This is a genomic window from Pandoraea fibrosis (genome assembly GCF_000807775.2).
Taxonomy (GTDB): Bacteria; Pseudomonadota; Gammaproteobacteria; order Burkholderiales; family Burkholderiaceae; genus Pandoraea; species Pandoraea fibrosis.
On the sequence record NZ_CP047385.1, the window covers coordinates 2,855,214 to 2,873,450 of the forward strand.

Annotated in this window: 7 protein-coding genes; all 7 read left to right on the forward strand. The window is 59.1% G+C overall.

The window, feature by feature from the left end; genetic code table 11:
• Positions 1–12: 12 nt before the first annotated feature.
• The 7 genes from PI93_RS12705 (at position 13) to PI93_RS12735 (ending at position 18,051) form a co-directional block, all read left to right on the forward strand.
• Positions 13–3,978, forward strand: coding sequence for a beta strand repeat-containing protein (locus PI93_RS12705; RefSeq protein ID WP_039371461.1), 3,966 nt, complete (start codon positions 13–15; stop codon positions 3,976–3,978).
• A 529-nt stretch (positions 3,979–4,507) separates the two neighbouring features.
• Positions 4,508–11,176 (forward strand): two-partner secretion domain-containing protein, encoded by a 6,669-nt coding sequence (locus tag PI93_RS12710; RefSeq protein WP_080759228.1) that lies wholly within the window; start codon positions 4,508–4,510, stop codon positions 11,174–11,176.
• A gap of 268 nt (positions 11,177–11,444) precedes the next feature.
• A complete protein-coding gene (locus PI93_RS12715; RefSeq protein WP_144400263.1) occupies positions 11,445–12,950 on the forward strand; it encodes a ShlB/FhaC/HecB family hemolysin secretion/activation protein in 1,506 nt (501 codons plus the stop codon).
• Between the two features lie 27 nt (positions 12,951–12,977).
• Positions 12,978–14,822, forward strand: a complete 1,845-nt coding sequence (locus PI93_RS12720; RefSeq protein WP_039371467.1) for a peptide transporter — start codon at positions 12,978–12,980, stop codon at positions 14,820–14,822.
• Complete coding sequence (locus PI93_RS12725) at positions 14,815–16,626, forward strand: methyltransferase domain-containing protein (RefSeq protein WP_080759229.1); 1,812 nt, start codon at positions 14,815–14,817, stop codon at positions 16,624–16,626. The genes PI93_RS12720 and PI93_RS12725 overlap by 8 nt, the downstream gene beginning before the upstream one ends.
• Positions 16,619–16,921, forward strand: coding sequence for a hypothetical protein (locus PI93_RS12730; RefSeq protein WP_039371470.1), 303 nt, complete (start codon positions 16,619–16,621; stop codon positions 16,919–16,921). The genes PI93_RS12725 and PI93_RS12730 overlap by 8 nt, the downstream gene beginning before the upstream one ends.
• A 416-nt stretch (positions 16,922–17,337) precedes the next feature.
• Positions 17,338–18,051, forward strand: coding sequence for a response regulator transcription factor (locus PI93_RS12735; protein WP_236105867.1), 714 nt, complete (start codon positions 17,338–17,340; stop codon positions 18,049–18,051).
• Positions 18,052–18,237 lie beyond the last annotated feature (186 nt).

Genomic DNA, 18,237 nt, shown 5'->3' on the forward strand with positions numbered 1-18,237 from the left:
AGTGGGCAATTCATGAACAAGAACCAATTTCGCAAGGTATTCAGTGAGCGTCTTGGGATGCTGGTAGCCGTAGGTGAGGACGCGAAGAGCCAAGACAAAGGACTGGGTGCTGGTAACGGAGGCGGTGCTGTCGCCGATGTCCATGTCGTCTCGGACATCAAAGGCGTAGTGCTGGCGATTGTTCTGGCGCTAGCGGAGACGACGGCATTTGCCCAGTCCTTGCCCACAGGCGGTCAATACACGGCGGGCTCGGGCACGATCAGCACGAACGGCGGCACCATGACCGTCGATCAGAACACCCAGCGCGGTGTGATCAACTGGAACACGTTCAACGTTGGCTCGGGTAATACGGTTCAGTTCAATCAACCGAACGCTCAGTCCAAGACGCTGAACATCGTCAGTGGTGGCGTGCCCTCGAATATTCAGGGCAGCCTGCTCGCCAACGGTCAGATCTTCATTCAAAACTCCAGCGGCATTCTCTTTGGTAAGGGCGCCGTGGTGAACGTCGGTTCGCTGCTGGCGACGACTAAAGCGATCGATCCGAACGCGTTTATGAATGGGGACGTACTGACGTTGTCGTCGACGGGCAAGAGCGGTTTAGTGCAGAACGACGGCAACATCCAGGCCTCGGGCTTTGTCACGCTGATGGGCGATCAGGTACGCAACACCGGCTCAATCACAGTGCCGGGCGGTCAAGTGGTGCTCGCGGCGGGCGATAGCGCCACGGTGGCGCTGGCCAACGGCCAGGGCTTGAGCCTGACGCTGACCAACGCGACAGCCAGTGCCTTGGTGGAGAACAGCGGTCAGATCGTGGCGGATAACGGTTCGGTCCTGCTGACCGCGCGCGGTAGCGACACGTTGCTCAAAACGGTGATCAATATGTCGGGCGTAGTGCAAGCCGGCTCAGGCGCCATCGTCGCGGATGCCGGCAGCACGGGCGACGTGATCGTCACAGGCAAGCTTGATGCGTCGAACCTGAGCGCAGGTGGTGTGGGCGGCGACGTGGTTCTCTCAGGCAACCGCATTGGCCTATCGGACACAGCGCGTATCGATGTGAGCGGCGATGGCGACGCAGGCTATGCGGTCATCGGTGGCGACACCCTACACAAGATTTCCGGCACCAAGGCAGCGGCATTGATCGACAACGTGACGTTCGCCGACGCGGTGCAGATCGACCGTGGTGCGCAGATCATGGCGCGTTCGGTGCATGGCAATGGCGGCTTTCTGGAGACATCAGGCCGCTATCTGAACATGCAAGGTCAGGTCGATGCGTCGGCACCGAACGGCAAGAACGGCTCGTGGCTGATCGATCCGACGGATGTGACGATTAGCACGGATGACGACACAAACTACACCGGCCCGTTGGGCAACGGCACGTTCAATTGGAATACCGGGTCCGAGACGGCGGTGGTGAACAACGGCTCGCTGGTCGACGCGCTGAACAGCGGCACGGACGTGACGATCACCACGGCGAGTGATGGCCCTGCCACGGGCAATATCTCGGTGAAGGCAGACATCGTCACGCATAGCGCCCAGAGCGCAAACCTGACGCTGCTTGCCAACAACAGCCTGTACATCGGCGATCAGACGGATGCGCGAATTGCGGCGGACGGCGACGGTGCGCTCAACGTCAATATGGTGGCAATTGACGGCACGGCGTATGTCGGAAGCACCGGCAACACTGTCACGTTTGACACGAAGGGCAACGTCAGTATCACGGGGGGGAGTGAGACCTCGGGTGCGGTGGGGCTGCAACTGGCCGGCAACGTGAACGTACTCTCCGGCAATGTGGCGCTCACGGGGGCGTCCGACAGCCAAAATGCCGTAGACGCCGTTAAGAACTCCTCGTTGAATGTGACCGGAGGCCGCCTTCGCGTCGACGGAACGTCTGGGTCCGGAGTGGGCGTCCACCTTACCAGTCTGCTAGTTAGCGGAAGCGGTGCAGTTGAAATTAACGGATCAGGTCAAACGGGGGTTTCGCTATCCAGCCTGAATGTATCCGATACCGGGGCCGCCAATATTTCCGGCCAAACCAGTCGGTCAGGTGGCTATGGAATCAGCATAACCAATGCGAATGCATCTGGTCACGGTGAAATCTATCTTCATGGAACGTCGTCGGCGACGACCGGGGTGGGGTATGGAGTTTATGTCTCTGCTACGAGTGCTGCTCAAGACTCTTTAGTTCGTATTGAAGGAGAGAGTAATGGCGGTGATAACGGCGTTGGAATCTACATAAAAAATGCCACTGTTCGGGACAATGGTTCAGCTATTTTCAGTGGAAGTAGCTCAGGGGCAGGGGATGCGGCTTATGTGTACGCCATGTTGGTTCTCGATCAAGCAAAACTCGATGTCACGGGTACCGCCACCGGTTCGGGCGTGGGCGTCGATGCAACAAACATCAACACTTTGGTTAACGGTTCTATCAATATCTCGGGGACTTCGGCTGACGGCGATGGGAGCCGAATCAATGGTGCTGTGGGCGTGGGCTCCAACTCCGAGGTCAACGTTAGCGGCAATAGCACGAATGGAAACGGCACAGTTTTGGGGGCGGGCGGTTCGGTCACTATTTCTGGTTGCGGTACGTTCGACATTTCAGGCGGCTCGGCGAACGGCACTGGGACTCTGATCAACGGCGGCGTGAACGTTTCGAACACCGGTACTGCCAATATCACGGGTAATTCGACCGAGGGAAACGGCACGGTGATCCACGGTTCGATGAATGTCTCCGGGAGCGGTACGCTCGACATTGGCGGTAGCAGCGCAAACAGCACGGGCACGCTGGTGGATCTGAATGGTTCTATCAGGACGGCTGACAACGGCGCTACCACCATCAAGGGAAATAGTACCGATGGTCCCGGCGTGCTCGTCAACGGCACCTTGAATGTCTCCGGGAGCGGTACGCTCGACATCAGCGGCAACAGCGCGAACAGTACAGGCACGCTGGTGGACCTGAACGGTTCCATGGGGACGACTGACAACGGCGCTACCAGCATCAAGGGAAATAGTACCGATGGCGCCGGCGTGCTCATCAACGGCACGGTGAATGTCTCCGGGAACGGCGCGCTCGACATCAGCGGCAACAGTGCGAACAGCACCGGAACGTTGGTGGACTCGAACGGTTCCGTCAGCACAATTGACCAAGGATCCTCCAACGTAGCTGGGCGTAGCACGGACGGCACCGGGGTGGTCGTTAATGGTTCGTTCAATGTGTCAGGCAACGGTTCCGCGAATGTCAGCGGCCACTCAGCCGACGGCAAGAGTCTGGTGGGGGAGTTTACTGCCAGTGATGACAGCTCGATATACGTCACCGCGCCAGGTGCGGGTGAGGGCGACATTGTTCTGCACCTGTCCGGTAACGTGAAGTGGGGCCTCGATATTCTTCCCGAGAACACTACGCCGATAGACCCGACCGATCCCGTCAATCCGACAAATCCAACGGACCCGACCAACAACACGCCGGAAAATCCGACCAGCGGGGATTCCGGCGGTGGGCACAGCAACACCGGTGCGATCGTGGGTGGCGTGCTTGGTGCCGCCGGTATTGGCGGGGCGCTGGTCATGAGCGCCCATGGGGTGATGTACCTGGAGCAGCCGGCAGAGTTGATTGTCGACATCGGCGACTTGTCTTATTGGGGCAGAGTGTCGCTCGAACATCTACAGATCGATTTGAAGGGCGGTCAGGCGGAACTTGCGCTCCGCAGTCCGACTGGGCCACTCAAACGTCAACTCAAACTTTTAGATGGTGGCGATGGTGTGAAGCACTACGCCTCGGTCGATGCGAAGACCGGCGTTAAGTCGGATCTGACGTTTGATCCGAAGACGAGCGAATACTTCTACACGGAGACGGGAATGAAGGCGGGGCAGCCGTACAAGGTCTCGGCCCACGGCTGGCTCAAAGCGCATACCTCGATTGGCGCGCCTGCACCATTGCCGGAGTCGGCAAGCTGGGCTATACGGCCAAGCGCAAATGCAAAGTGATACGAGGTGATTGGCAACCGGTCGTGACGCTCGTTTCGGGAACACCACCGCGTTCCCTTGTCTTGTTCACCTCCCCTTCACATTGGTGGTGGAGGGGAGACTCTCCCTGCTGTTCTTCAAATATCCCACCTCGCAATACGGCTCTGACGCAATCTCTCGTGCTTCCCTGAACGAGGTGTTTGCGAGCCTCGGATTCTTCATTCTTCAACGAAAGAACCTGACGACTGTCGTTTCGGTAAGGCCTGCGATTGCCGGTAGATGATGAGTCTCAGGTTGGCATTCAAACGAGAGCGTTCGTTATTCAAAGATTCGTTTCCAGGCGCTCACCTATCGTGCTGGCATTCGTGGGCAAGTGTGCCTTGGGGCACCGAATTTGTCCGCGCGCAAGACGAGAGTGCGCTTGGGTCGGTAGTTCGATCTTGAGCGACAACGTCGAGGGGGGCGTCGATTTGCCTGAAAAGGCAGAGCGGCGTGATCGTTCCTCGTTGCGCGCCGCTGCCCACATATTTATCGATAGGGTGGGTAATTCATGAATAAGAACCGATTCCGTAAGGTGTTTAGTGAGCGTCTGGGCATGCTGGTAGCCGTAGGTGAGGACGCTAAGGGCCAAGGGAAGGGACTGGGTACTGGCACCGGAGGTGGTGCTGTCGTTGATTTACATGTCGTCTCAGGGATCAAGAGCGTGGTGCTGGCGATTGTGCTTGCGTTGGCGGAGACGACAGCGTTCGCGCAGTCGCTGCCCACAGGCGGTCAATACACCGCAGGCTCGGGCACGATCAGCACGAATGGCGGCACCATGACCGTCGATCAGAACACCCAGCGCGGGGTGATTAACTGGAACACGTTTAACGTGGGTGCGGGTAATACGGTTCAGTTCAATCAACCGAACGCTCAGTCGAAGACGCTCAATATCGTCAGCGGTGGCATGCCGTCCAATATTCAGGGCAGTCTGCTCGCCAACGGTCAGATCTTCATCCAGAACTCCAGCGGCATTCTCTTTGGTAAGGGCGCGGTGGTTAACGTCGGTTCGCTGTTGGCGACGACCAAGGCGATCGATCCGAATGCGTTCATGAATGGGGACGTGCTGACCCTATCGTCGACGGGCCAGAACGGAAAAGTACAGAATGACGGCACGATCAATGCGTCGGGTTTTGTGACGCTGATGGGCGATCAGGTGCGTAATACCGGCTCGATCACGGTGCCGGGCGGGCAGGTGGTGCTCGCCGCGGGCGATAGCGCCACAGTGGCGCTGGCCAACAGCCAGGGCCTGAGCCTGACGCTGACCAACGCGACAGCCAGTGCCTTGGTGGAGAACAGCGGTCAGATCGTGGCGGATAACGGTTCGGTCCTGCTGACCGCGCGCGGTAGCGACACGTTGCTCAAGACGGTGATCAATATGTCGGGCGTGGTGCAAGCCGGCTCAGGAGCGATTGTGGCTGACGCAGGCAGCACAGGCGACGTGATCGTCACGGGCAAGCTCGATGCGTCGAACATGAGCGCGGGTGGTGTGGGCGGCGACGTGGTGCTCTCAGGCAACCGCATCGGCCTATCGGACACAGCGCGCATCGATGTGAGCGGCGATGGCGACGCAGGCTATGCGGTCATTGGCGGTGACACGCTGCACAAGGTGCCGGGCACCAAGGCAGCAGGATTGATCGGCAACGTGACGTTCGCCGACGCAGTACAGATCGACCGTGGCGCCCAGATCATGGCGCGTTCGGTGCATGGCAACGGCGGCTTTCTGGAGACGTCGGGCCGTTACCTGAACATGCAAGGGCAGGTCGATGCGTCGGCACCGAACGGCAAGAATGGCTCGTGGCTGATCGATCCGACGGATGTGACGATTAGCACGGATGACGACACAAACTACACCGGCCCGTTGGGCAACGGCACGTTCAATTGGAATACCGGGTCCGAGACGGCGGTGGTGAACAACGGCTCGCTGGTCGACGCGCTGAACAGCGGCACGGACGTGACGATCACCACGGCGAGTGATGGCCCTGCCACGGGCAATATCTCGGTGAAAGCAGACATCGTCACGCATAGCGCCCAGAGCGCAAACCTGACGCTGCTTGCCAACAACAGTCTGTACATCGGGGATCAGACGGATGTGCGAATTGCGGCGGACGGCGACGGTGCGCTCAACGTCAATATGGTGGCAACTGATGGCACGGCGTATGTCGGAAGCACCGGGCATAACGTGACCTTTGACACGAAGGGCAACGTCAGTATCACGGGGGGGAGTGAGACCTCTGGGGCGGTAGGGTTGCAACTGGCCGGCAACGTGAACGTTGTCTCCGGCAACGTGGCGCTTACGGGATCATCCAATAGCAACGTTGGCGTCAAAGGGCTTGAGAACTCCGCGATAAATGTGTCCGACGGTCATCTCGATATCAATGGTTCGTCGGGTTTGTCGACTGGCGTCGATATTTCAAACTTGACGATTGACGGAACCGCCACGGCTGGACTGACAGGCGCGGGAAGAACGGGCGTAGCCGCAGACAATATCGTTGTGTCGAATAGCGGCGCGCTTGACATTTCCGGTATCGGAACCCCGCCAAATGAGGGCTACCACGGAACGGGTGTCAAAGTCACGAACCTCACGATCGGAGGGAGTGGCTCTGTCAATATCACTGGTGAAGGCCGAGTCCTTACTAAAGACCTGGATAGCCACGGTGTCATTGCGGACAATATCAGTGTTTCCGAGCACGGATCGCTAAATATCGCCGGCGAGTCTCTTGGGAGAAATGATTCTTCCGCGGTGAACATCGCAAACCTCAGTGTTTTCGGCGACGGCAGGGTCAACGTGACGGGGAATAGTACCTATAACGGTTCATTTTCCCCCTTCGGCGTTATGGCGAATAACATTAGTGTGTCGGAAAATGGCTCGCTCAATGTCACCGGTGTCGCGCAAACAGGGCAAGCAGTTCACGTCACCAATGTCTCAGTCTCAGGCCACGGATCGCTCGATCTTGTTGGCACCTCGAACTTCAGTAATACCAATCAAAACGACGCGGCAGTCTTCGTCAACAATCTGAGCGTTGCTGACGAGGCTTCCGCCAATCTCACGGGGTCGGGTTTTATCGGAATTAATGTGAGTGTCGTTCGCGTCTCCGACCATGCCTCGGTCAATTTCACTGGCAATGGGGGTAAGTTCACTGGCGTCAGCATAGGAGGGCTTACCGTTTCTGGCGGGACCGTAGATTTCAACGGGACTGGCCGCGGCACGGGCTCGGGCGTTGTTGCCACTAATGTCAATGCGTCCAACGGCGCGTTAATTTCTTTCAACGGAACGACCTCCGGAACGGGTAACGCCGTTTGTATAACCACTGCTATCGTCTCCAGTGATGCCTCAATTGACGCCATCGGAACAGCGACTGGATCAGGCGCAGGAATCAATGTAACCAATGTGAGGGCCTCTACCGGCAGTTCACTCAATTTCACAGGGACTGCCGCTTCGGGGGGCGGCATTGTCGCAACGACCGTAAACGTTTCCGGTGGTTCGGCTAATTTCAGCGGGACCAGTGGGGGAGCGGGTGCAGGTATTTCCGCCAGCCACATCGTTGCTTCCGGCGGTTCAATCGATCTCACTGGAAATGGCACTGGATCCGGGGCAGGCGTCAGCGCCACCGACGTCACCGTTTCCGGCAATGGATCCATGCATTTCAATGGCGCCAGTGCGGCGAGCACGGGTGTTGACGCCAATCAGGTCATCGCTTCCAGTAACGGCGCAATCGATCTCATTGGACATGGCGCGACAGCGGGCGTCTCGGTCACTGACGGGAATGTCTCCGGTGGTTCAGTAAAACTGAACGGCACATCAGAAGCCGCGACAGGTGTCAATATTGCCAATCTCACGGTAAGTGGCGACGCTAAGGTAGAGGGTGTTGGTACCGGCGCGACGGGGGTGATTGCCGACCAGATCAATGTCCTGGACAACGGGGTGCTTGATATTGCGGGCAATGGCACCGGAGCGGGAGCGGGCGTCCTCGCCGCTAATGTCACCGCTTCCGGCAGCGGAGCCATTCATCTCAATGGCACAAGCGCGGCGAGTGCGGGTGTTGACGTCAATCACGTCGAGGCTGCCGGAAGCAGCGTCATCGATCTCGTTGGGAATGGCGCCACAGCGGGAATCTCGGCAACGGACGTGAATGCGACCGGTGGCTCGGTGGCGATGAACGGCACATCGGACACTGCAACGGGCGTCAATATTGCCGATCTGACAATCAGTGGCGACGCTAAAGTGGGGGTGGTGGGCACTGGCACGACGGGAGTGATTGCGGATCGCATCGATGTTGCAGACAACGGTGAGCTAGGAATTTCCGGCAATGGAATCTCGACGGATACGGCGCACGGTGTGATGCTGGCGAATCTTACGATTGAAGGCAGCGGCTCCGCCAATATCACTGGAATCTCGAACGGTAGCGACAAGGACAATATGTCTTTCGGCGTTGACGCAAATAACATTAGTGTCTCCGGTCTGGGGTCCCTCAATGTTGTTGGCAATACCGCAGGGCGAGAGAGATCTGCAGGGGTTAACGTAACCAACCTCGATGTCTCGGGCGACGCTTCAGTCGACGTGACCGGTTATTCGTCCTATGGTGGGTCGTATTCCGCCTATGGCATCAGAGCGACCGACGTCAACGTTTCCGGAGGCGGTACGTTCAATGCCACCGGTACCGCCGTGGCAGGAGAGGGCGTTGGGGCGACGAATGTCCATGTGTTCGAAAGCGGCTCAATCGATATTGTGGGTAGCGTTGCTTCCGCTAATCCCAATCAGACAGCCGCCGCCGTTGCGTTAAGCGGCTTTGAAGTCTCGGGAAGCGGCTCTGCGAATGTCACGGGGGCAGGGTTTGTCGGCATCAAGGCAAACAAGATCACCGTTTCCGACGATGGGAAAATCAATCTCTACGGTACCGCCACGAATACTTCGGGCATCGGCGTTGTTGCTACGAACGTCACTGCATCCGGCGGCTTGATCGATGTGGACGGTGCGAGCGCTGGCTCAGGCGCAGGCGTGAGCGCATCCAACGTTACCGCGGCTGGCGGCGTCATTCATCTCGCCGGCGTCAGCACTGGATCGGGGGCCGGCGTTAGCGCAACCAATGTCAGCGCGTCCGCAGGCGAGATCGATATCCTGGGAACCAACACCGGATCGGCGGCTGGCGTCAGCGCCACCAACGTCGCCGCTTCTGGCACGGGCTCTATCATTGTCAATGGCACAAGCACTACGACTGCTGGCATCGAGGCGCAGCATGTCGTTGCTTCCGAGAGCGGTTCCATTGATCTGACGGGAAGTGGCGTCACGTCGGGTATTGCTGCATCGGAGATCGATGTTTCCGGCGGCGTGGTGAAGATGAACGGCACGTCACAGACCGGAGACGGCGTCGTTCTGTTGGCCAGTGTGAAGGTATCCGGAGATGGGGCGCTGACGATCGCTGGCAACAGCGTCTCGGGAAGCGGCGTTTCTCTGCCGGCGGATGTCGATATCTCAGGCGGTCGCATGACGCTGATCGGATCATCCGAGTCTGGCGTTGGCCTTTCCGAGGCAGGCGGCTCAGTCAACGTTTCGGGAAATGGCGTAGCGGACCTCTCGGGTACGTCGAACGATAGCAGCGGTGTACAAATCGGGTCGGACGTCAATGTCTCAGGTGCCGGCGCTCTGAGCGTTTCCGGAATTTCGACCAATGGCACCGGCACGTTGCTCGATGGCGATATCAACGTGAACGACAGTGCAACGGTAGACGTCTCGGGCACCTCGACGAGTGGGGTCGGCACTCAAGCTGATGGAGCGATCCATGTTTCGGGCGATGGCCGGACAACCTTCAGAGGCACATCGACGAACGGCGTTGGCACCCAAGTCGGAGGGGCGATCGATGTCTCCGGCAACGGCCGCGTCAACGTCTCAGGTACCTCTGCGAGCGACGCAGGCGTACTTCTCGATCCGACCGGCTCGGTGACGGCATCGGGTGAAGGCTCCGCGACAATCTCGGGCAATTCGATGGATGGCGTTGGCGCGCAAATCAACGGAACCGTGAACGCTCGCGAGAACGGTTCGATCATTATCCTGGGACGCTCGGAGAACAGCACTGGCGCACTGATTGACGTCAACGGCTTGGCGAGTGCGTCGGACAACGGATCGATCGATATCTCTGGTGCGTCGACGAACGGTAGTGGCGCTCAAGTCGATGGCCTGGTCGACATTAAGGACTATGCGTCGGGTAACGTGTCGGGCATGTCGACGAACGCGCAAGGGATGGCCGTCGGAGCGGACGGTGTCATCAAGACATCCGATAACGGGTCGAGCCACATTACCGGAAGCAGTCTGAATGGTAGCGGCGTGAGCATCGATGGCTTGGTCGATGTGTCGGGAAGTGGTTTGGGGAATATCAGCGGCAACTCGACCAACGGCGTAAGTATGGTTCTGGGGAACCATGCCCTGATCGCCGCGAGCGACAACAGTGTGCTGAACGTGAGCGCACCGGGCAACGCGAACGGCTCCATCGCCGTGAATCAGTCGGGCGACGCAAAGGTCTACATCGACTACAACATTCCCGATAACAACGGCAATACGACCCCGGTAGACCCCACCGATCCGACAGGGCCAACGAATCCGACAAACCCCACCGACCCGACGACCAATACGCCGGGAGACGGCGGCGTCACCAATCCCTCAACCGGCGATTCGGGCGGCGGGAGCAACAGCGTCGGCGGAATCGTTGGAGGTGTGCTCGGTGCCGTCGGTCTTGGCACGTTGATCTTGAACACCCACGGTGTGATGTACCTGGAGCAGCCAGTGCCGTTGGCCGTGGATTCGGGGGATGTGTCGTACTGGGGCGAGGTGTCGCTCGAGCATTTACAGATCGATCTGAACGGCGATCAGGCGGAGATCGCCCTTCATACTCCTGACGGACCCGTCAAACGTCAGCTCAAACTCCTGGACGGCGGCGATGGCGTGAAGCACTACACCTCAGTCGACGAACAGACCGGCATCAAGTCGGATCTCACTTTCAACCCGAAGACGAGCGAGTACTTCTACACAGAAGCGGGGACAAGGGCGAGCAAGGCCTACAAAGTCTCGGCCCACGGATGGCTCAAGGAGCGGGCCACACTCGGGGCGCCGTCGCCATTGGCGAACGCGTCAATGCCGGTGGATCAGACGGCGCATGCCGCACAAGTCAGCTCGATTGCGAAGTGAGTGGATTGGCGCCGTGGCAGACACTGCTGCCGCGGCGCCGACTGACGACAAACGGAAGAGCCGAACTGTGCGGAACCTAACCGAAAGCCACCGAAATCGCTGGCGGAAAATCATCACGATCGCCGCTGTGCTGTGGGCATTGACGCCTTGTGCACAGGCGATTTCGCATGCTCCGGAAGTGCCGCTTTCGGTGCATCGGAACGGGCAAATCGTCGCCGGGAGCATCGCTATTCGGGTTGTGCCAGAGCTCGCGACGCTACCGGCAGGCATGCGTGAGGCACTGGAGTCTGCGCTCGCGCAGATGACCGAACCTGCGCCGAAAACACTTCAAGACGTCACGCAATGGTCGGAGCGTCTGACGCAAGCACTCCGGCAAGGCGGCTTTCCCGTGGGATTGGTCGTCATGACGGCAGACGATTGGGAAACAGCCAACCGCACCGGGTATACGGTGTTTTCCGTCTATCCCGGCCGGGTGAGTCACGTTGTCCTTCAGAACCACTCACGAGCCAAGGACGGGCACCTTATCAAGGTGATTCATCAGGCGTTGTGCAACACGCAGGATCTGAGCGCGACGTCGTGTGTCTTGCAAACGGCCAATCTCGAGCGCACGACGCAACTGCTTCAGGACATTCCTGGCGTCAGAATGGACGGCACGCCTCAGGCGGCACCGGGCGAAGGAACGGGGGCGGTGCAGCTTACGTTCAGCGTGGCAGAGCAGGGCGAACCGTACACGTTTGGCGCGAGCATCGACAACCAAGGGGTGGAGTCCACAGGGAAGACCCGCCTTGGTGCGTCGGTGTCCGGCAACAACGTGTTCGGCATCGGCGACAACTATGCCGCCAACGTGTTTGTGACGAACAAGCAAATGTGGACCGGCGGTGTGATGGCCAGCGTTCCGCTCGGCGATCAGGGGTTGCGCGCCACGGCGGGCTGGAGCGCACAGACGTACAGCATCAACGCCGGAACGGCGCTCTCCGGTCTTTCGAATACGGCGAACATCGGCATCGATTACCCCTTCACGCGTGGGCTGGACCGAAACGTTCGCGGGCAAATCCTGCTGTTGCACACCAACTCGAAGACGACCTGGGATGACTTCGACTTCAGTACACGCAGCACGCTCAGTTCGGTGCGCTTCCAGATGCAGGCCGACAACGGTGATCGCCAGATCGCCCTGAGGGCGGAGCCTTGGAGCGTCGTGGGCGCGATCACTGTTGGACATCAGAGTAGCGATGAAGCCAGTTTTGACGCAGGACCACAGCGCGCTGGCAACTATGCAAAGTTCACGCTGCTGGGTTCGAAGATCTGGCAGATCGGCGGCACCGGCAACACCTACGTGCTAAGCCGGTTGAACACGCAGTGGGCCAGCAAAAACCTCGACTTCAGCGAAAAGATGATGCTCGGCGGCCCAAGTGCCGTGCGTGCCTACCCCATCGACGAAGAATCCGCAGACGATGCCGCCGTGCTGAACCTTGGTCTCTATCACCGGTTCCCGATCTTCCCCGGCCATCAGCTACAGCTTGGCACGTTCGTTGACGTTGCCTTCGCCCGCATCAATCACGATCCGTGGCCGGGCTGGAGTTCCGGGTATGTCGGCATTCCCAATGTGCGCAATGAACGGCTGCTCAGCGGCTATGGCGTGAGCGCGGACTGGCTGACTCCGATCGGGCTGACGTTGTCGCTGTCGCTGGCGCGACGATTCCCGTTCTCGCCCGCGTCGTGGTCGCAGTCGGCGTTGCCGACGCAGGTATGGCTCGCGATGAGCTGGAGCCATTGAACCCGGTCCAATTTTCGAGAGAATCCAATGGATATCAGCCTGAACAACTTCGAGTACCTGTGTTATCGACGCGACTACGAAGCCGCTGGTCGAGAGCTTATCCGCTTGCTGCGCGTGCTCGATGAGAACTACGGGTACCTGCGCGGCCTCGATGGGTGGGCCCAATCGGCTGAGGCGCGACCGATTCTGGACGAGCACCTGCTGGTGCGCCTGACGTCCGCCATCAGTAGTCTGGTTGCCGATCCGGAATTCACATTTTCGGAACAGGGGCTCATGCAGATTACGCATTTTCAGCGCTGGATCGCTGCGCTATTCGCGTCGAGCCCGTTCCGGAATGCGGATCATATTCTGCGCGCATTGGGCATGGACAATATGGCGCGCACCGAGTTGAGCATTCCGCCCAAGCTGATGCACAAATTCCAGTTGTTCTATTTGCCGGAGTCGGAAGTCCGACTGGACTGGGACATGCTTTGGAAGTTCGACAAGAGGATGGCGGCAAGACTGGCGATTACGCTCATGTCGTCACGCTTTCTCGGCACGCCTGCCGCGCACCAAAAGCGCGAAATGCTGTTGCGCTGGCTGCCTGAGCGGCTCGACGAGATCGATAGCCTGGACGATCTGCCGGTCGGCGTGCTGCACGACGCCTACATGTTTTGCAGCTACGCCGATCTTCCGGGCAAGCACGACATCAAGAAGCCGATCAATACCTTGATTCGGCGCAAGCTCCAGAGCCTCGGTCTTTTTGACACGAAGCGACAAGCCGAGCGTCCGGCCGGTGCGAACAAGCCGGTCGCCGTAGTGGTATTGGAATGGTTCTCCAAGAACCATTCCATTTACCGGACGCATTCACTGACCATGTCGGCGATGCGTGAGCGGTTCCATGTGGTCGGTATGGGCTACGAGAGCCGCGTGGACGAAGTGGGGCGGGCCATCTTTGATGAATTTGTTCCCATCACGGGGGGTAATTCGTGGGCAGATGCCAGTCAGATTCGGGAGCTGTGCGAAGCACGAGACGCACAGGTAATGTACATGCCCAGCGTCGGTATGTTCCCTATCACCATGGTGATGGCCTGCCTGCGCGTCGCGCCGCTCCAGGTCATGGCGCTTGGTCATCCGGCGACAACGCACGGGCATGCCATCGACTATGTCGTTGTCGAAGAGGATTACGTGGGGGATGAGAAGTGCTTCAGTGAAAAGTTGCTGAAGCTGCCTTCCGACGGCATGCCCTATCGACCGCCAGCCGCCATGCTCGATATGGATCTCAAACCACTGCCCCGCACGAACAATGCCGTGCGTATCGCGGTGGCGGCCACGACCATCAAGCTCAATCCGCGGTTCTTCGAGATGTGCGGGCGCATTGCGCGCGAATCCAGCGTTCCCGTTGAGTTCCACTTCCTCGTCGGGCAGGCCATCGGCCTGATGCGCCCGCAGTTGCAGAATCTGGTCCGGCGCATGATGGGAGGCAGCGGCATTGTCTACGGCCATCAGGACTACGAGGCCTACATGAACGTCATCGCGGGATGCGATCTCTTCATGAATCCGTTCCCGTTCGGCAATACAAACGGCATTGTCGATACCGTCTGGGCCGGCTTGGTGGGCGTATGCAAGACGGGGCCGGAGGTCAACGAGCATATCGACGAAGCCATGTTCCGTCGGCTTGGATTCCCTGCGTGGATGATTGCCCGGAACGACGAGGAATACTTTTCGGCGGTCAAGCGACTGGTGGAGAACCCCCAGGAGCGCTCGGTGCTCGCAAAGAAGCTGGCCGGTCCGCAGGCCATTCAGAAGTTGATTTTCGAAGGTCGTCCCTCGATCCTCGGTCAACGGTTGGACGCGCTTTGGCAGCAATTGCACGAGGTGCGGCATGCATGAGACGCGAAAATCCGCACTGCGCCGATATACCGATCCGGTGTTTCGAGACCACTATTTCGTTGGGAGCGGCATTGATATCGGTGTCGGGAACGACCCGCTGTCCAACTACGCCTATCTCTTCCCGGGCATGCGCAATGTCGTGAGTTGGGATCTGGCGCAGGGTGACGCCTTGGCGATGGAGGGGCTTGAGGATCGCGCCTTCGATTTCGTGCATTCGAGTCATTGTCTGGAGCATCTCACCAATCCGTTCGAGGCAATCGGACGTTGGCTGGATCTGGTCAAGCCGGGCGGATACGTTGTCGTGACCGTACCGGACGAGGACCTGTACGAAAAGGGCGTGTGGCCGAGCCGCTTCAACGCCGATCACAAGTTCAGTTTTACGATTCATAAACCCCGCAAGGCGCTCGCGCAGTCGGTCAATGTCAGCGATTTGGTGCGAGCGTTCTCGAACGTGGCCGCTTGTGAGCGAATCGTGCTGGTCCGCCATCACTACGATGAGCGAGCGCACGATATCGATCAGACGATTGGCGGAAGTGCGGAATGCGCGATTGAGCTGGTGCTGCGCAAACGAGAGGTGCGTAGCGCGAGAGCCATGATGGCGAGTGCCGATCGACAACCCGACGCCGAGTCGGTCGTGACGGCGTACCGGCAAACGCTGGAGCATTACCCCTATCACTTTTCCGTCTATCACCAATTCTTCCTGGTCCTCCTGAACCTCGGACGCGTGGCCGAGACAGAGACGCTTTGGAACTACGCCGTGCAGCGACTCCCGAACAGGCACGACGTGTGGCTGTATCAAGCGCTTAACAAGATGGGGATGGGGGAGATCGAGTGGGGCTTTAGGCTTCGCGAGGCACTCATCAGGAAATGGCCTTGGGAGCGACGCACTGAGGCGCAGCCGCCGGTTTATCCCGCGTGGTCGGGGGAGTCGCTCGAAGGGCGATCCATTGTGATCTGGAGCGAGTTTGGTCTGGGCGACGAGATTTTCTTTCTGCGCTTTGCCGCAATGCTGAAGGATCAAATGGGCGCCAGCCATGTGAGCGTTGTGTGCCAGAACCCGCTGTATGAACTGTTTCAAGCCGCGTCGCGGGTCGATGCGGTGTACTCGGTCTCCCAAGCGCAAGCAGGCGAAGTGGCACACCACGATTACTGGGTGTACCCCTACGACATTCCGGCTTATCTGCCCCTGGATCTCGAGCATTTGTCTGCATCGATTCCGTACTGCCACGCGACGAGAACTGAACGGCTCCCGATGAAACCCGGCAGGGAAGGCGCATTGAAGGTCGGCATCGTTTTCAAGGGCGCACCGACTCACGAGAACGATCATTGGCGGTCGCTTTCGTCGCTCAGTGTGCTCGATCCGTTATTCGAACGAGACGATGTCACCTTCTACAGCCTGCAAAAGGGAGAAGGGGCTGCCGAGGCGGCGACTTATGCTGCACGACTTCCCAATTTCATCGATCTGGGGCCAACGCTTCAGACATTTAGCGACACAGCGGCATGCATGGCGGCGATGGATCTCATCATCAGTGTCGATACCTCGGTGGCAAATCTTGCCGGCGCGATGGGCAAGCCACTATGCGTGTTGCTCCCACCCTATGGCGATTGGCGTTGGCATTACCTCCGGGACGACAGTCCCTGGTATCCGTCGGCCGCACTATTTCGCAGGCCATTGCACGAGGACTGGCGGGGTGTCGTTTCGCGTGTGAAGGCGTATCTGGACACATTTGCGTCGAGCAATGCCCCTTGCCCCGCAGAGCGGGCAGCTGGCGCAGTCAAGGACAGGGAGGTGGCGAATGGTTGAAGGGGAGGCGTTCATGGGCGGTGTCGGGTGGGCGGGAATCATTACGCTGAGTGTCAACTTCGCGATATTCATGCTCGCCGACGGTGCCCTGGATGAGACGTGGCATTGGGTCGCCGTTGAAGTGGCGCTGGCGCTATTGCTCTTTGTCAGGCCGGCACTGGTCATCTTCGGTGTGATGGAGGGCCATCGCCTGTGTGACGGGATAAACACCGTGAAAAGCAACGCGAAGGGACGTTTGGTGGGAATGGCGCTTGGATTGCTGGGCGTCGGTTGGGCTTGGATTTTGGCCCGGTAACCCGCGCGTCCGGCGATCCCCAAGACGAGATAACAAAGCGATGCGGATTTATCGAACGTCTCATTGGCGGCAAGTCGTGCGGTCCGATGGTTACGCACCGAAATCTCATTTCAGCGCGGGATATCGGGTGTGCGCTTCGGGCGCCAGCGGCGTCTGTATACCCACGTTAAACATTCGCTTGTTCATGCGAATGATGGTGGTTTCCATGCTTCGGCCCAGGAAATGACCGGTCGCGGCGCGTCCGGCGCGCTTCGCAGCGACGGGCCGACACGCGACTGCGATGACTGAAGCAAGCCGGAGGACACACGGTGTTTGCATTGATACTGACTGAGTCGACGTTTCTCGACGCGAACACGTCGTCAGTTGAAGCGCCTTCAAGCGGGGATCACGCGAAAGTGGAAAGGCTCGTGCGCTCGATGTCGGACGACGGGCATTACTTCCTGACGTTTCACGTGCTCGAAAAAGCTCTGATGGCGATCGAAAAGGGTGTTCCCGACGTCGTCGTCATTGATTTACGGCGGGTGCGCTGGGCCTCGCTCGATCGGATCAGAGTCGTGCATCTGCGCAATCCGTCGGTGCCGATTCTGGTCATCGGCGTTCGAATGACAGACCACGAGGAGGTGATGGCGCTCGACGCGGGCGCAAGCGAATGCGTCGATGCCTCCTGCGCGCCACTCGTCTTTCTGGCGCGCTTGCGTGCGCTGGTGCGACGGCCACTCCGCAACACCCGACGCCCCACGCACATCCATATCGGCGCTTACGAACTGTGTGTCACCACACGTTCGGTGCAGGTGGCCGGGCATCCCATCGCGTTGACGGATCTTGAGTTCGATGTGGCCTGGACGCTTTTCTCCAACTTCGAGAAGACCGTCTCGAGAGAAGCGCTCTTGCGAAATGTCTGGCGCCTGAATGTCGATCGGGAAACACGTCGCATCGATGTTCTGGTGGTCCGGCTACGCAACAAGCTGCAATTCAGCCTCACGGGTGAGCTGCAACTGGCCGCTGTGCGAGGGCAAGGTTATCGGATTCTGCGTTCGGCAAAACCGGTTGATGAGGATCGCGAGTGGCCCGCGATCTCGCAACGACCGTGGCAGTCAGACCACGCTGCGCCGAATTCCAAACGCCGGTAATGCCTTTGATGCGGGAGGGGCGCGGCGGTGCGCTAATTCAATATCGTTCTTGTATTTGTCAAAGATGATGGCGAGGGACATTCAATAGGCTTGTGTTGCGGGGAGCGTTGACCCACTGGCGACGCCCCCGATCATCCATCGAGTCTGTGTCCAAGGGGGGGGCGTGCAAGCGAATGAAGCGGGTAG

What these genes read in the sequence shown, in the direction of transcription:
- PI93_RS12705 (WP_039371461.1), top strand. Translation starts at nt 13, where the DNA reads ATGAACAAGAACCAATTTCGCAAGGTATTCAGTGAGCGTCTTGGGATG.
- PI93_RS12710 (WP_080759228.1), top strand. Translation starts at nt 4,508, where the DNA reads ATGAATAAGAACCGATTCCGTAAGGTGTTTAGTGAGCGTCTGGGCATG.
- PI93_RS12715 (WP_144400263.1), top strand. Translation starts at nt 11,445, where the DNA reads ATGCGTGAGGCACTGGAGTCTGCGCTCGCGCAGATGACCGAACCTGCG.
- PI93_RS12720 (WP_039371467.1), top strand. Translation starts at nt 12,978, where the DNA reads ATGGATATCAGCCTGAACAACTTCGAGTACCTGTGTTATCGACGCGAC.
- PI93_RS12725 (WP_080759229.1), top strand. Translation starts at nt 14,815, where the DNA reads ATGCATGAGACGCGAAAATCCGCACTGCGCCGATATACCGATCCGGTG.
- PI93_RS12730 (WP_039371470.1), top strand. Translation starts at nt 16,619, where the DNA reads ATGGTTGAAGGGGAGGCGTTCATGGGCGGTGTCGGGTGGGCGGGAATC.
- PI93_RS12735 (WP_236105867.1), top strand. Translation starts at nt 17,338, where the DNA reads ATGTCGGACGACGGGCATTACTTCCTGACGTTTCACGTGCTCGAAAAA.